Origin of the sequence: Agrobacterium sp. MCAB5, assembly GCF_052114365.1 — a bacterium.
In the GTDB taxonomy this organism is placed as follows: domain Bacteria; phylum Pseudomonadota; class Alphaproteobacteria; order Rhizobiales; family Rhizobiaceae; genus Agrobacterium; species Agrobacterium tumefaciens.
Genome location: NZ_JBFREP010000004.1, coordinates 355,190 through 370,609, shown reverse-complemented (window position 1 = coordinate 370,609; position 15,420 = coordinate 355,190). Strand labels below are relative to the sequence as shown.

Genomic DNA, 15,420 nt, shown 5'->3' with positions numbered 1-15,420 from the left:
TTGTCGTTCGTATTAAATATCCTGTCTGACGCACCACATAGGCAAGTCGCACAAAAAAGCCAATGGTTTCGTGACGTAACTTTGAAATTTGCCTTAAAACTGTTGCCTAAACAGCAACCGAATGACGGCCGCGTCCGCTGCCGAGATAGGCGTCGAAGGTTGCCGCGATATGACGGACAAAGGGTTTTCCCGCCTCCGTCACGGCAAAAACATCGCCATCCATCCGCACCACACCGTCCCTGTCGCCGCCAGCGAAAAGCTGCGCCTCCATGCTGACGGAATGGCTGGCCCTGCCGAAACGCCGCTTCAAATCGCCCAGATCGAGCGAAAAATCGCACATCAGCCGCTCGATGACATAGGAGCGCAGGTGATCCTCGTCAGACAATTCTATTCCCTTTAGAACCGCGAAACCACCCTCGCCCACCATCCGCTGATATTCCCCAGTCGCCACCATGTTCTGCACGTAGCCCTGGGGCAACCGGCCGATCGCGGATGCACCAAGCCCGATCAGGGCATCGGCCGTGTCAGTGGTGTAGCCCTGAAAATTCCGCCGCAGCTCCCCCGTCTCGACCGCCCGGCTCAGAGTGTCGGCGGGCTTGGCGAAGTGATCGATCCCGATTGCCCTGTAACCCGCCTTGCTGAGCATCTCCGCCGCCATCGTCATCTGGCGGTAGCGCTCGGCAATATCTGGCAATGCCTGCTCAGGGATCAGCGACTGGTGTTTTTTCATCCACGGAACATGCGCATAACCGAACAGCGCGATCCGGTCGGGGTCGAGTGAGATGATCTGGTCAACCGTCTGTTGCAATGTCTCGCAGGTCTGGAACGGCAGGCCATAGAGAATGTCGCAATTGACCGAGTGAACGCCCCTTGCCCGCACGGCATCTACCACCGATTCCGTCTGCTCGAAGGTCTGAATCCGGTTGATGGTTTTTTGCACTTTGTCATCAAAGTCCTGCACACCGAGGCTCGCGCGCGTCATGCCAATGACGGCAAGCGCGTCATAACGACTTTCGTCAAGATCGTTCGGGTCCATTTCCACGCTGATTTTGGGGGCCAGACCAAAGGTAAAATGGCGTCTYAGACAGTCCATCAGGCCCACCATATCTTCAGGCCGCAGCATAGTGGGAGAACCGCCGCCAAAATGCACYGCGCTGACCACTGCATCGGGGGAAACAAGCGAGCCGACGGCTKCTATCTCCCGCYTAAGTGCCTCAAGATAAACGGCAATCGGCTCGTATTTCAGCGTGTGCTTGGTGTGGCAGGCACAGAACCAGCACAGCCGGTCGCAATAGGGAATATGCAGGTAAAGCGATATCCGGTTCCGGTGGCCAAGCTCGCCGAGCCAGCGGCGATAGGTGCCATTATCGATTCCCTCGTGAAAGTGCGGCGCGGTAGGATAGCTCGTGTAACGCGGCACGGCGCCCGAATATTTGCGAAGAAGTTCGGTATTCATCCCCGGATTTGCCTTTTATCAAGAAAATGTCGATTTCCTCCCCTTCAGTAACGGCTGCGACAGTTTGCAACTTTGACTTCAATCAAATTGCACCTTAAGTTCTTGCTAAAGTAGACGCGGGGGCGACGACTACGCGGCGCAAGCCTTCGAAAAGACCGGATTTTACACCCGCGGTCGCATTCGTCCCTTAAAGCCAGCATCGGAAAAGGCTGATGGACACGCTACAGAAGACCATCCACAATTCGGAATATCCCGTCGTATGCCGCTCCTGCGAGGCGCGTCACGGTGGTCTTTGCAGCACGTTGACGCCGCAGCAGCTCTGCGACCTCAACCGTCATTCCAGCCGTAAGAAGCTGGAAGCGGGCAACGAGCTGCTTGCCCAGGGGGAGCTCGTCAGCTCCTACGGCAACATTCTCAACGGCGTGGTGAAGCTCTCGAAGATGATGTCGGATGGCCGCCAGCAGATCGTCGGCCTGCAATTTGCRCCGGATTTTCTCGGCCGCCCGTTCATGGCGGAAAGCAAGATGACGGCGGAAGCCGCAACCGATGTGGAAATCTGCCTGTTCCCGCGCCGCATCGTCGACCGCATGGTTTCCGAAGTGCCGGATATGGAACGTAAGCTTCACAGCCAGTCTCTGAAGGAACTGGATGAGGCGCGCGACTGGATGCTGACACTTGGCCGAAAATCGGCRCAGGAAAAGGTTGCCAGCTTCCTWTATATGATMGCCACGCATATCGATCCGGAAAAGGACGATAAATCAACGTTCGACCTGCCGCTATCGCGCGCAGACATAGCTGACTTCCTTGGTCTCACAATCGAAACAGTTAGCCGGCAAATGACTAAGCTGCGCAAGGAAGGCACGATCAGCATCGAGAACAACCGTCATATCACAGTGCCGGACCTCGATATGCTCAGCGAAGCCGCCGGAAACGACTGACCGGCGTTTTTCAACTTTTCATCGTCCCTGAGGCGCTGACGTTCCGATGTTGATGTACGGCGCCCGCGCCTGCGCGGGTGCGAGCGCAAAACCGGCAAGAACCAGCAAAGCAGCGATGCATCTCATGATATTTCACCCTGTCTACCGCTTTTTCAGCGGCCTGTTTGTTATGACCGCATCATAAGCGGCAAAGCGCATCCATCCGCTTAACATCTTCAGTAAGCAGATGGTTCAAATGCAGGGTAAATAAGGGGTTATGAGAACGGCTTGGTAACAGAATGAAGCACAAGGATTGCCGTTATCCTCGGCCTTGTGCCGAGCGAATCTCGAGATCCACAGGTTGTCGATTCTCGGTAAAGGCCCCAGAACGACGAACGGAAGACCTCACTGCGTAGCAGGCGTCGCAACCGGCTTCTGGTTTTCGCCAAGCGCCCGTAATTCCGCGACTCGGCGCTTGTATTCAGCTTCCGAAATCTGGCCGTTGCGGCGTGCAGCACCCAGGCGCGACAGGTTCGATTCCATTTTGGACGCCTCGTCATCCCCCATCTGGCTGCCGGCAGCCGTAATCGGTGCTGAAAAGCTTGGATAGGTGCCGGTATCGCGTCTCTGGCTCACCACATTGTCGCTGACGGGACGCGGGCCGACGATTTGGGCTTGCGGGTGGGGCATATGGGCCGGTGCGACGATCGGTGCCGGGGTCTTGCAGGCGGCAAGTACTGTAACGAGCATGGCGCCGGAAAGCGAAAGAAGGGCGATCCTTCCAGCATTTTCCGCAAATCTTCCCCATGTACCCATGTGCTTGCCCATCGTCATGTTCCGCCTGTAAGGATATCGCCGATATCGAATTCKACTGCGGTTCGGCTCTTCGTGGCCTCCCCTTGCTGGTGGAACTTGTATTCGTTTTCATGCAGAATGTGCAAACACAAATTTGGTGGAGGACAGCGCATGGCAGGTGTTGACGGCGGGGCAGAGAAAAAGGGTGGCAAAACGCCCGGTTTCGACGCCACATCCGCCGAGGCTTACCTGATCCGCGACCCGGAAGCCTTTGCGGTCAACATCGCCCGCGCGCTGGAAAACCTCGGCAAAGCCGCGTCCGAATGGCTGGCGCCCCGCGAACGCGGTGAAATTCCGCAGACCAGCGCCGATCCGATGACCGACATCGTCAAGACGCTCTCCGATGTCGCCGAATACTGGATGGCAGAACCGAAGCGTTCACTCGAAGCGCAGACCCACCTGCTTTCCAGCTATTTCGATCTGTGGACAAAATCCGTGGCGCAGTTTTCGGAAGATGCCGATTCCCGCTCGGAAAAGGCCACGGAGACCGGCCCGGCAGAGCGAAAGAACAGGCGTTTTGCCGACGCGGACTGGCAGGCCAATCCGTTTTTCGATTTTCTCCTCAAAGCCTATCAGACCACCGTCGGTTTTGCCGACCGGATGGTTATGGAAGCCGAAGGGCTGGACGAACACACCCGCACCAAGGCGTTGTTTTACATGCGCCAGGTGACGGAAGCCCTCTCGCCGGCCAACTTCGTCTTCACCAATCCGCAGGTCTTCCGCGAGACGGTCGCGTCCAGCGGGGCCAATCTCGTCAAGGGCATGGCACAGCTTGCCGAAGATGTCGCGGCCGGCCACGGCCATCTGAAACTGCGCCAGACCGATTACAGCAAATTCGTCATCGGCCAGAACATCGCCATCACATCAGGCAAGGTGGTTGCCAAAAGCCCGCTCTGCGAGATCATCCATTACGCGCCGACGACGAAAAAGGCCTTCAAACGGCCGCTGCTCATCGTGCCGCCATGGATCAACAAATTTTATATCCTCGATCTCAACCCACAGAAATCCTTCGTTAAATGGTGTCTCGATCAGGGTCACAGCGTGTTCATTGTCTCGTGGATCAACCCCGACGCCAGGCTGGCCGACAAGGGTTGGGAGGACTATATCCGCGAAGGTATCGATTTTGCCCTCGACACGATCGAGGAGCAAACCGACGAAAAGGAGATCAATGCCATCGGCTATTGCGTCGGCGGCACGCTTTTGTCTTCGGCCCTGGCATTGCATGCGCAGGAAGGCAATGAGCGCATTCGCAGCGCCACACTTCTCGCCGCCCAGACGGATTTCATCCATGCGGGCGACCTCAAGGTCTTCATCGACGAAGGCCAGCTCGCCGCGCTCGACAGGCACATGCAGGCCGTCGGTTATCTCGATGGCTCGATCATGGCCACAGTCTTCAACATGCTGCGCGCCTCCGATCTTATCTGGCCCTATATGGTCGATAATTATCTGCGCGGCACGGAACCCCTGCCCTTCGATCTCCTCTACTGGAATTCCGATTCGACCCGGGTGACCGCTGCCTGTCATTCCTTCTATCTGCGCAATTGTTATCTCGACAACAATCTCGCCCGCGGGCTGATGCGCGTGGCGGACAAACGGATCAACCTCGGCGACATAAAAATCCCCGTCTATGATCTCGCCACCCGCGACGACCATATCGCGCCAGCGAAATCGGTCTTCACGGGGGCGGCACTGTTCGGCGGCCCCGTGGAATTCGTGCTCGGCGCTTCCGGCCACATAGCCGGTGTGGTCAATCCGCCGCAATCCGAAAAATACCAATATTGGACAGGCGCATCACCATCCGGAGACTTCGATGCCTGGCAGGCTGCAGCTACGGCCCACAAGGGATCATGGTGGGTGCACTGGCAAAACTGGATCGAAAGCCAGAATGGCGAGAAGGTAATGGCAAGGGCGCCGGGAGACGGCAAGCGACCAGTGCTCGGCGATGCACCTGGAACCTACGTCCTGTCCTGACCAGCCCCCACCTCTCACCTTTCAGGCCACATGCTCTTCACGCCCCCACTCGTTCCCGCCACGCTGATCGCCCGCTACAAGCGTTTCCTCTTCGACGCCGTTCTGGAGGACGGCACGGCGATTACAGGCTCCTGCCCCAATACCGGCTCCATGCGCGGATTGACCACGCCCGGCTCGCGTATCTGGCTGTCCGAGCATGACAGCCCAACCCGCAAGTACCGGCATATGCTGGAAATGGTCGAGGCCGATGGCACCGTGGTCGGCATCAATACCGGCATGCCGAACCGGCTGGCGGAAGAAGCGATCCTCAATGGCCGCATCCCRCAGCTTGCCGGCTATTCGACGATCCGGCGCGAGCAGAAATACGGCCGCAATTCCCGCATCGATTTCCTGCTTTCCGAAATCGGGCGTCCGGATGCCTATGTGGAAGTAAAAAACGTGCATTTCATGCGCGAAAAAGGTCTGGCCGAATTCCCTGATACCGCCACCAAACGCGGCGCCAAACATCTGGAGGAGCTGGGCGACGCAGCAGAGGCCGGTCACCGCGCGGTGATGCTCTATCTCATTCAGCGCAACGATTGCGACCAGATGCGCATCTGCGACGATCTGGATCCGGTCTATGCGCTGGCGTTTCAGCGGGCCATGTCGCGCGGCGTGGAGGCCTATGCGGTGAAATGCGACGTTTCCCCGGCACAAATTTCAGTCACGGGAACGGTTAAGATGGACGAATGGCGTCCGGCTGTTTTATGAACAGGGACGTAAAGAGACAGAAAGCACTATGATGGTCACCTATATCGACGCAGCCTCCGCCCCCCTCAAGAATACCGGCGTCATCCGCCTTTATACCCCTGAGGATTTCGACGGGATGCGCAAGGCGTGCCAGCTGACGGCGCGTTGCCTCGACGAACTGGCGGCAATCGTCAAGCCGGGTGTGACGACTGATGCCATCGACCGTTTCGTCTTCGAGTTCGGCGCCGACCATGGCGCTTTGCMGGCAACACTGAATTACCGCGGTTATACGAAATCCGTCTGCACCTCTATCAACCATGTGGTCTGCCACGGCATTCCGGACGCAAAGCCGCTGCGCGAAGGCGAAATCGTCAACATCGACGTGACCTATATCCTGGACGGCTGGCACGGCGATTCGAGCCGCATGTATCCGGTTGGCACGATCAAGCGCGCRGCTGAACGTCTGATGGARGTGACCTATGAATGCCTGATGCTCGGCATCGCGGCAGTGAAACCGGGTGTGCGCACCGGCGCGATCGGCGCGGCTATTCAGGCCTATGCCGAGGCGGAACGCTGCTCGGTGGTGCGTGATTTCTGCGGCCACGGCGTTGGACGCCTGTTCCACGACACCCCCAATATCCTGCACTACGGCCGCCCGGACGAAGGCCCGGAGATTCGCGAGGGCATGATCTTCACCATCGAGCCGATGATCAACCTCGGCAAGCCGCATGTGAAGGTRCTCTCCGATGGCTGGACGGCAGTAACGCGCGACCGCTCCCTTTCCGCGCAATACGAACATGCGGTCGGCGTAACCGCGACCGGTTGCGAAATCTTCACACTGTCGCCGGGCGGCTTTGACCGTCCGGGCCTGCCGCCACTCGCATAAGGCCAGACCGCCATGGCAAAACGCCCTGCCCCGCCTTCCGCCGATCTTCCATCGACCTCCGGCTTTCAGGCGGGAAACGGCGATCTGTTCGACGSAACGGATGAGCGCGGCTTCTTTGCCGAACCGCGAAGTGCGGTGAAGAAGRCCTCGGAACACCCCGCAGCCGTTGCGGAGCCGGAAGCGGAGATCGCACACTATCACGGCCATCGGGACAGGCTGCGGGCGCGTTATCGCGACGGCGGCGATACCGCCCTTGCCGATTACGAACTGCTGGAGCTTCTGCTTTTCCGGCTGATACCGAGGCGTGATACCAAACCCATCGCCAAGGCGTTGATCGCCCGCTTTGGTACYCTTGGCGGGGTGCTCGGCGCGCCGCTGCCGCTGTTGCAGGAGGTGAAGGGCGTGGGTGAGGCCGTGGCGCTCGATCTGAAGCTCGTCGCCTCCGTTTCCCAGCGCATGCTGAAAGGCGAACTCCGCAACAAGCAGATTCTCGGCTCCTGGTCTTCGGTCATCGACTATTGCCATGCCGCCATGGCCAATGAAACCCGTGARCAATTCCGCATCCTGTTCCTCGACAAGCGCAACGTCCTGATCGCCGACGAGGTGCAGGGTCAGGGAACCGTGGACCACACGCCGGTTTACCCGCGCGAAGTGGTGCGCCGCGCCCTCGAACTTTCCTCTACGGCTTTGATTTTAATACATAATCATCCGAGTGGAGACCCTACCCCCTCGCGTGCCGATATCGAGATGACCAAAACCATCATCGATACGGCAAAGCCGCTGGGGATAGCGGTGCACGACCACATCATCATCGGCAAAGACGGCCACGCCAGCTTCAAAGGGCTTCGGCTGATCTGAAATCCATGGGCATTAACGCGAAGGCCTTTCCCGGCCTGCAACCCATAAGAGCGACATCAATACAAAATTAACACCTATAAATTAGCATTTCCGAAAATAAGAATAAAGGCATCTGACTTTGGTGCCTGAAGAAACGGGGGTGCTTTATGCGTAATGGAGTGCATTTCCTTCGTGATCGATCCGGCTCGTCCGCTGTCGAGTTCGCCATCGTCGCGCCGATTTTCTTTCTCGTTCTGCTGACAATGATTGCCTACGGTATCTACCTGATGGCCGCCTATTCTGTGCAGCAGATCGCCGCCGACGCGGCAAGGACGGCAGTTGCCGGACTGAATACGACCGAGCGCCAGCAGCTGGCCCGTGATTTCGTCACCAAAAGTGACCTCAGCTACGCCTTCATGGACAAGACGCGTTTCACGGTCAACGTCGCCACCGATCCCGCCAATGCCAACCAGTTCACGGTCAAGGTGGAATATGACGCCCGTGATCTGCCGATCTGGAGCCTCTACAGCTACACCCTGCCCGAGCCGGTCATCCGGCGTTTTTCCACAATCCGGATCGGAGGAGCATGACATGCAAAATATCTCTTCTTTGCTTCCCCGTTTCCTGAAGGATCGCACAGGAAACATCGCCATCTCGGCCGGGCTTACCGCACCGCTTTTCATCGGCATATTGGCGCTTGGCGTCGATTATGGCTATCTGACCCTGCAGAAGCGGCAATTGCAGCAGACCGCCGATCTTGCGGCCATATCAGCGGCGGCCAATGCCGCTGATCCCGAAAAGGCGGTCCAGCAATATTTCGCCCTCAACGGCATGAATCTCGGGGTMAAGACRCCGAATGGCCTCTTGACCGTGGACGGTCTTCAACCTTTCGACCCCTTGAACGAATTTGCCAAGAGCAAYGGTTATGCCGAAGTCGTCAAAGGTCACTATGAGCCGGACGCGACCCTGCCTGTCGGCCAGCGTTTCGTCGAAAATGCACTTCCCACCAATGCGATGAAAGTGAATATCGTCGAAAAGGGCCAGATATTCTTTGCCTCCGCCTTCACAACGCCGCCCAAGATTTCCGCGGCCGGAACGGCCTCATCCCAAAAGATCGCGGCATTTTCGGTGGGCTCGCGACTGGCGAGCCTCGATGAAGGCATTTTGAACAGCCTGCTCGGCGGCCTGCTAGGCACCACGGTCTCGCTCAAGGTTATGGATTACCAGGCGCTTGTGGCTGCTGATGTCAACGCGCTGCATGTCGTCGAAGCGCTGGCTGTCGATCTCAACCTGACAGCCGGCACCTACAAGGATGTCCTGAAGACGGAAATCACCTACGGCAAATTCCTGGACGCGCTGACGAAGACCACCGGCCTGCAGCCGGCTGTGGCCAACATTCTGAAGACGCTGGCAAAAACCGCCAACAAGAGCAACATCAAGCTCAAGCTTGAAGAAATCCTCAATCTCGGCCCGTTCTCGGACAAGCTGATCGGTAGCGGCGAAAACCTCAAGGTCACCGCAGGCGTCTTCGATCTCCTCAACGCCGCCGCCGTGGCAGGCAATGGCGGCAACCAGCTGGCGCTCAACCTCAACGCCAATCTTCTCGGTCTAGCCTCGGTCAAGACGACGCTCGCCATCGGTGAACCACCCGTCGAAACGCCGTCGCTTGCCGTCGGCGGCCAGGGCACGGTGGTGCGCACCGCACAAACCCGTCTGGCGGTCAGTGTCGTGGTTGACGGGCTTCAGGCGATTGCCGGTCTGAAGGTCAATATTCCGCTCTATGTGGAAGTCGCCCATGCTGAAGCGCGGCTCGCCGACATTCGCTGCACGGGCGGCGGACAGGGTACGGTCGATGTCGAAGTTGTTCCCGGCGTCGCAGAAATCGCGCTTGGCAATGTCGATACCACGGCCTTTGCCAATTTCGGCAAGGATCCGCGCGTCACCAAGACCGCGATCGTGGATTCGGCCCTGCTCGCCATCAATGGCAGCGCCCTCATCAATGCCACGAACATGACGAAGACCAAGCTGACCTTTACCCAGTCGGATATCACCCAGGCCAAGATCAAGAGTGTTTCCACGAAGGATACCGTTACCACTCTTGTCAGTTCACTGCTGAAGAACCTCAATCTGGATATCAGGCTTCTCTTCCTTAATATCGATCTGGGAGGTCTGGCGGGCATCCAGTCAGCGCTTGCCAACACGCTCGCGGCAGTCACGGCGCCCGTGGATCAGCTGCTCTACAATGTGCTGCTGGTACTAGGCGTCAAGATCGGCGAAGCCGATGTGCGCGTCACCGACGTTCGCTGCCAGCAGCCGGCACTCGTCCAGTAATCAGGCCGACAACCATAAAAAAAGCCGCCGGCAGTATCCGGCGGCTTTTTTGTTTTATCTGCCTCTGTCAGGCAGTAGCAATTGCCAGGCGCTTCTCGTCCCGGCCGCTCTTCATGCGCTCGGACAGAAGGAAAGCCAGTTCCAGTGCCTGATCGGCGTTGAGACGCGGATCGCAATGGGTGTGGTAACGATCCGACAGCGAATCCGCCGTCACGGCGCGGGCGCCGCCGGTGCATTCCGTCACGTCCTTGCCGGTCATCTCGATGTGGATGCCGCCCGGATGTGTGCCTTCGGCGCGGTGGATCTGGAAGAAGCTTTCGACTTCCGACAGGATGCGCTCGAACGGACGCGTCTTGTAGTGGTTGAGCGTGATGGTGTTGCCATGCATCGGATCGCACGACCAGACGACCTTGCGGCCCTCTTTCTCCACGGCACGGATGAGCTTCGGCAGGCTGTCCGCCACCTTGTCGTGGCCGAAACGGCAGATCAGCGTCAGACGGCCGGCCTCGTTTGCCGGATTCAGCGCGTCGATCAGCTCGATCAGATTATCAGGCGTCAGCGATGGTCCGCACTTCAAGCCGATCGGGTTCTTGATGCCGCGGAAATATTCCACATGCGCATGRTCGAGCTGACGCGTGCGGTCGCCGATCCAGATCATGTGGCCCGACGTGGCATACCAGTCACCGGAGGTCGAATCGACGCGGGTCAGCGCCTCTTCGTAACCGAGCAGCAGAGCCTCGTGGCTGGTGAAGAAATCGGTTTCGCGCAGGCTAGGATTGTTTTCTGCGCTGATACCGATTGCCTGCATGAAGTTCATGGTCTCGGAAATCCGGTCAGCCAGCTTGCGGTAACGATCCGCCTGCGGGCTGTCCTTGATGAAGCCGAGCATCCACTGGTGAACGTTTTCAAGGTTGGCGTAGCCGCCCATTGCAAAAGCGCGCAGCAGGTTAAGCGTCGCCGCCGACTGGCGGTACGCGTCGAGCTGACGCTCGGGGTTCGGCACGCGCGAGGTCTCATTGAACTCGATGCCGTTGATGATGTCGCCGCGGTAGGACGGCAGCGTCACGCCATCGAGCACTTCCACGTTCGAAGAGCGGGGCTTGGCGAACTGACCGGCAATACGACCGACCTTYACCACCGGCAGCTGCGCACCATAGGTCAGGACGACAGCCATCTGCAGRAAAGCGCGGAAGAAGTCGCGGATATTATCTGCGCCATGCTCGAGGAAGCTTTCGGCGCAATCGCCACCCTGCAACAGAAAGGCGTTGCCGTCTGCCACATTGGCAAGCTGCTTTTTCAGGCGGCGGGCTTCACCGGCAAAAACGAGCGGCGGATAGGTCGCAAGCGTGGCTTCCGTCGCCGCAAGCGCTGCCGCGTCAGGATATTCGGGAACCTGCTGGATCGGTTTCTGCCGCCAACTGCCGGGTGTCCAATTCTGTGCCATGTCCTTACCCTTTTCTCGCCCGCGCATTTGTGCACGACCGCCTCGAAAAATTGAGCGGCTTATAGCTCCAAGCACAGGCTTTGCATAGCCGATGTCAGGGCCATCGGGCCCATTCCGCCCGTTTTGGGCGTTTAACGTGCATAAAAGTCAATTCAAACGATTTAATAAACCCGCCACCACCCGGAAAACAACGGTTTTCAAGTGGTGGCGAGCCAAGCGGAGACGTGATCACGTCGCGCAAGCGACGGCGTTACACGCGCTCGCCGTTCACCACGCGGTAGCTCGGCGAATACATCGTCACCAGTTCCTCGGCCGCTGTTGGATGAACAGCCATGGTGCGATCGAAATCGTCCTTGGTGCATCCGGCCTTCAGCGTGATGCCGAGAAGCTGCGCCATTTCGCCTGCCTCGTGGCCGAGAATATGCGCGCCGACGACCTTACGGTCGGCGACATTGACGATCAGCTTCATGATCGTCTTTTCCTGACGCCCGGACAGCGTTGCCTTCATCGGACGGAACTGCGCGCGATAGACCTCCAGTTCCGGGTATTTCTTGCCCGCTTCCTCTTCAGAAAGTCCAACCGTGCCGATTTCCGGCTGCGAGAACACCGCAGTGGCAATAAGCTCGTGGTCCGGCTTGGTCGGGTTGTTCTTGTACTCGGTTTCGATGAAGCACATGGCCTCGTGGATCGCCACCGGCGTCAGCTGTACCCGATCGGTGACGTCGCCCAGTGCGAAGATCCCAGGAACGTTCGTGCGCGAATACTCATCGACGATGATCGCGCCGCGCGCATCCACCTTCACACCGGCATTTTCAAGGCCTAGACCATGCGTATTCGGATCGCGACCGAGCGCCAGCATCACCAGGCCGACATGCAGCGAGTTGCCCTGCTTCGTCCGTGCCACAAAGCCGCCCGCACCGTCCTTGCTCACTTCCTGAATGACGTCTTCAAGAATGATRCGAATGCCCTTGGCTTCCATCGCTTCATGAAGGCCCTTGCGCATATCGTGATCGAAGCGCGAAAGGATTTCCTTGCCGCGATAGATCAGCGTCGTTTCGACACCGAGTCCGTGGAAGATATTGGCGAATTCCACGGCGATGTAACCACCGCCAGCGATCAGGATCGATTTCGGCAGCTCTTCCAGGTCGAAAGCCTCGTTGGAGGAGATCGTCAGCTCGTGGCCGGGCAGCGCCTTGTGTTCGTTCGGCGTACCGCCAACGGCAATCACGATACGCTCGGCCGTGAAGGTCTCACCAGTCTTCGTCAGCTTCACGGTATGCGCATCGACAAGCTCTGCACGGCTGTCGAAAATATCGGCCTTGGCGTTATCCAGACCCTTGCGGTACAGCCCTTCGAGACGGGTGATTTCCCTGTCTTTCGCTTCRATCAGTTTTTTCCAGTCGAAACGACGCTCGCCAACGCTCCAGCCGAAACCTTCGGCGTCCTCGAAATGCTCAGGAAATTGCGAGGCATAAACGAACAGCTTCTTCGGCACGCAACCACGGATGACGCAGGTTCCGCCGTAACGGTATTCCTCGGCAATTCCCACACGCTTGCCGAGTGAGGCGGCAACGCGAGCGCTGCGCACSCCGCCCGAGCCGCCACCGATAACGAAAAGATCGTAGTCATAAGCTGTCATAGTCAAAACCCCTGATCAAAACCACGTGCCATCGGCCTCAAGGCGGGCTGTGGCGTATTCATGGCACATATAGGTGCTGCGACGCACAAATGAAAAGCCCGACCTTGCGGCCGGGCTTTGAATATTTCTGAACGTGAGCTTTGGGACCCGACGCTCTATCTATTTCACTCAGGGCTTGTGAGCCGGAGCGCCACCSGTGTTGCCCTGATCGGCCGGAAGCGGCTTCAGATCAGCGCCGGCCACCTTCTGCAATTCGGTCATGCTGGAGGTGTTCAGATCGCGGTTGATGCCCGCGGCCCAGATGTCGGCAGCCTTCATCAGTTCGCGCGTGGCGATAGGGCCGTCCTTCAGAAGCTTCTTGCCGGCTTCGCTGCTGTAGAAGGTGGAGATGGCGTTCAGCTCTTCGACGGAGAAGGCGCGCGCGTAGGTGAGTGCTGCCTCGCGTTCCAGATCGGCGCGGCGCGGCGCAAGCTCAAGTGCCTTGGCGTCGACAGTCGCGGTGATCGCGTCCTGCACATTCGGCGATGCCTGAATGAGTTCGGCCTTCAGACGTTCCGCCAGACCCGGCAGGATATCATCGAAACGGTCAGTAACGCCAAGAGAGGCGATCGCCTGCCGTGCGGCGGCGATATGCGCTTCCGAAATTTCCTGAGCGCGTGCGGCAGTACCGAACACGATGCCGGAAATGAGGATCGAAGCAGCGGCAGCTTTGCCCAGTCCCGCTAGTTTGATCATGAAAATCTCGCTCCTGTTATACTGCCTGCATCACGCGGGCGCCTTCAGGACCCGCAATGATGGCAAGCGATGCCAAATTTATGAAAAGTCCGTGCTCGACAACACCGGGGATAGTGTTCAGCTCGCGTGCAAGCGCTTCTGCATCAGGAATACGGCCAAAAGATGCGTCGAGAATGAGGTGTCCACCATCCGTCATGAAGGCGCCGTCGCCCGACGAACGCATCGTCAGGTCGCCCGACAGGCCGGACCGCGCCGCCAGTTTCTCGATGGCTATCTGTGTCGCCACCTGACCGAACGGATTGATTTCGATGGGAAGCGGAAAGGCGCCAAGCGTCTCCACAACCTTGCTCTGGTCGGCGATGACGATCATGCGGGCGGATGCCGCCGCCACGATCTTTTCGCGCAGAAGCGCACCGCCACCACCCTTGACGAGTCGCAGGCCGTGATCCACTTCGTCCGCGCCATCGATGGTAAGGTCCAGTTCCGGCAATTCATCGAGGGATTTCAGCGGCACGCCAAGCTCCACGCAAAGGCGCGCAGTACGCTCGGATGTCGRCACGCCTTCGACCTTCAGGCCTGCAGCAACCTTTTCCGCCAGAAGCCTGACGAATTCCTCAGCTGTAGAGCCCGTGCCGATACCAAGTCGCATCCCGTCTTGCACATGGGACAATGCGGCCTCGGCGGCCTTGATCTTCATCTGGCGGGCATCCATGTGCCTGAAACTCCGGTAGCTTTGTCGTCGCCGTGCTGTTTACACGGGTCGAAAGCCAAACGAAAGCATTTTTGCAGGCAACGAACAGAACGTTGTGGCGCGGTTGCAAAGACAAAGCCGTTTGCCTAGGCTTGGCCACAACGAACGCACCGATATCATCGCCAAAAGCATTCTCTCAAGAGGCCAGTTCCCGTGACATCCCGCCCGCTCTCCCCGCTCGCCATCTTCGACCTCGATGGTACGCTCGTCGACACCGCCGCCGATCTCGTTTCGAGCCTCAACCACACCATCGCCGCAGCCGGTCTTGCCCCCGTTACCTATGACGACCTGACGCATCTCGTCGGCCAGGGCGCGCGCGTGATGATCAAGCGGGCCTTCGCGCTGCGTCAGGTAGAATTGCCGGAAGCCGAACTGGAGCCGCTGTACGAGCGTTTCATTGACCATTATCGCGCGGAAATGCCCGGCGACAGCCGCCCCTACCCCGGYATCGTCAGCGTACTGGATGCGCTTTCGTCAGCTGGCATCACGCTCGCGGTCTGCACCAACAAGACCGAAATCCTCGCGCTCCCGCTGCTCGAAAAACTGGATCTCACCCGATATTTCGCCGCCATCACCTGTGGCGACACCTTCCCCTTCCGCAAGCCTGATGCGCGCCATATTCTCGGCACCATCGAAAAGGCTGGCGGCGACCCGCAGCGCTCGGTCATGGTGGGTGACAGCATCAACGACATTCTCGCCGCCAAAAATGCGGCCGTCCCATCGATCGGCGTCACCTTCGGTTATTCGGATGTGCCGATGGCCGAACTCGAACCAGATGTCGTGATAGATGATTTTACTGCGTTGACGCCCGCGCTGTTCGAGCAGCTGGTCGCAAAGGGCGCCGCTGCGGCTTGAGACGGCGCTGTTCT

14 protein-coding genes are annotated in these 15,420 nt (G+C 58.6%); 8 read left to right on the top strand and 6 right to left on the bottom strand.

The features are described from left to right. Positions 1-106: 106 nt before the first annotated feature. A complete protein-coding gene (hemN, locus tag AB4Z23_RS12585) occupies positions 107-1,456 on the bottom strand; it encodes an oxygen-independent coproporphyrinogen III oxidase (protein WP_441360236.1) in 1,350 nt (449 codons plus the stop codon). Positions 1,457-1,668: 212 nt separating this feature from the next. Here hemN and fnrN point away from each other — a divergent pair, with 212 nt between their 5' ends. Continuing rightward, positions 1,669-2,394: a transcriptional regulator FnrN gene (gene fnrN / locus AB4Z23_RS12580; protein ID WP_003515395.1), complete on the top strand. Its 726-nt coding sequence runs from the start codon at positions 1,669-1,671 to the stop codon at positions 2,392-2,394. A 384-nt stretch (positions 2,395-2,778) separates the two neighbouring features. Here the strand turns inward: fnrN and AB4Z23_RS12575 are convergent, their stop codons facing one another. Further along, the gene (locus AB4Z23_RS12575; protein ID WP_080863740.1) at positions 2,779-3,201 is read right to left on the bottom strand and encodes a hypothetical protein; all 423 of its coding nucleotides are present in this window, start codon (positions 3,199-3,201) and stop codon (positions 2,779-2,781) included. Positions 3,202-3,339: 138 nt separating this feature from the next. On the opposite strand from AB4Z23_RS12575, the gene AB4Z23_RS12570 reads away from it, so the two are divergent. From AB4Z23_RS12570 to AB4Z23_RS12545, 6 genes are all read left to right on the top strand, one after another. Then, complete coding sequence (locus AB4Z23_RS12570) at positions 3,340-5,199, top strand: PHA/PHB synthase family protein (RefSeq protein ID WP_421476679.1); 1,860 nt, start codon at positions 3,340-3,342, stop codon at positions 5,197-5,199. Between the two features lie 30 nt (positions 5,200-5,229). Further along, positions 5,230-5,949, top strand: coding sequence for a DNA/RNA nuclease SfsA (sfsA, locus tag AB4Z23_RS12565; protein ID WP_421476677.1), 720 nt, complete (start codon positions 5,230-5,232; stop codon positions 5,947-5,949). 31 nt (positions 5,950-5,980) lie between these two features. Then, positions 5,981-6,814: a type I methionyl aminopeptidase gene (map, locus tag AB4Z23_RS12560; RefSeq protein WP_441360278.1), complete on the top strand. Its 834-nt coding sequence runs from the start codon at positions 5,981-5,983 to the stop codon at positions 6,812-6,814. Between the two features lie 12 nt (positions 6,815-6,826). After that, complete coding sequence (radC, locus tag AB4Z23_RS12555; RefSeq protein WP_441360235.1) at positions 6,827-7,672, top strand: RadC family protein; 846 nt, start codon at positions 6,827-6,829, stop codon at positions 7,670-7,672. Positions 7,673-7,818: 146 nt separating this feature from the next. Continuing rightward, positions 7,819-8,241 carry a TadE/TadG family type IV pilus assembly protein gene (locus tag AB4Z23_RS12550; protein ID WP_003515401.1) on the top strand — a complete coding sequence of 141 codons (423 nt, stop codon included), beginning with the start codon at positions 7,819-7,821 and terminating at the stop codon, positions 8,239-8,241. 1 nt (position 8,242) lies between these two features. After that, positions 8,243-9,982 carry a TadG family pilus assembly protein gene (locus tag AB4Z23_RS12545; RefSeq protein ID WP_003515402.1) on the top strand — a complete coding sequence of 580 codons (1,740 nt, stop codon included), beginning with the start codon at positions 8,243-8,245 and terminating at the stop codon, positions 9,980-9,982. A 67-nt stretch (positions 9,983-10,049) separates the two neighbouring features. Here AB4Z23_RS12545 and AB4Z23_RS12540 read toward each other — a convergent pair whose 3' ends face one another. From AB4Z23_RS12540 to rpiA, 4 genes are all read right to left on the bottom strand, one after another. Beyond that, positions 10,050-11,426 (bottom strand): class II 3-deoxy-7-phosphoheptulonate synthase, encoded by a 1,377-nt coding sequence (locus AB4Z23_RS12540; RefSeq protein WP_003515403.1) that lies wholly within the window; start codon positions 11,424-11,426, stop codon positions 10,050-10,052. A gap of 250 nt (positions 11,427-11,676) precedes the next feature. Beyond that, the gene (gor, locus tag AB4Z23_RS12535) at positions 11,677-13,065 is read right to left on the bottom strand and encodes a glutathione-disulfide reductase (RefSeq protein ID WP_013636214.1); all 1,389 of its coding nucleotides are present in this window, start codon (positions 13,063-13,065) and stop codon (positions 11,677-11,679) included. Positions 13,066-13,233: 168 nt separating this feature from the next. After that, a complete protein-coding gene (locus tag AB4Z23_RS12530) occupies positions 13,234-13,800 on the bottom strand; it encodes a DUF2059 domain-containing protein (protein WP_013636215.1) in 567 nt (188 codons plus the stop codon). A gap of 16 nt (positions 13,801-13,816) precedes the next feature. After that, a complete protein-coding gene (gene rpiA / locus AB4Z23_RS12525; RefSeq protein WP_441360234.1) occupies positions 13,817-14,512 on the bottom strand; it encodes a ribose-5-phosphate isomerase RpiA in 696 nt (231 codons plus the stop codon). 192 nt (positions 14,513-14,704) lie between these two features. On the opposite strand from rpiA, the gene AB4Z23_RS12520 reads away from it, so the two are divergent. Continuing rightward, a complete protein-coding gene (locus AB4Z23_RS12520) occupies positions 14,705-15,406 on the top strand; it encodes an HAD family hydrolase (RefSeq protein ID WP_421476671.1) in 702 nt (233 codons plus the stop codon). Positions 15,407-15,420 lie beyond the last annotated feature (14 nt).

Excerpts from the sequence above, each read along its gene's own strand:
- AB4Z23_RS12570 (WP_421476679.1), top strand. The coding sequence starts at position 3,340 with ATGGCAGGTGTTGACGGCGGGGCAGAGAAAAAGGGTGGCAAAACGCCC.
- AB4Z23_RS12575 (WP_080863740.1), bottom strand. The coding sequence starts at position 3,201 with ATGGGCAAGCACATGGGTACATGGGGAAGATTTGCGGAAAATGCTGGA.
- AB4Z23_RS12550 (WP_003515401.1), top strand. The coding sequence starts at position 7,819 with ATGCGTAATGGAGTGCATTTCCTTCGTGATCGATCCGGCTCGTCCGCT.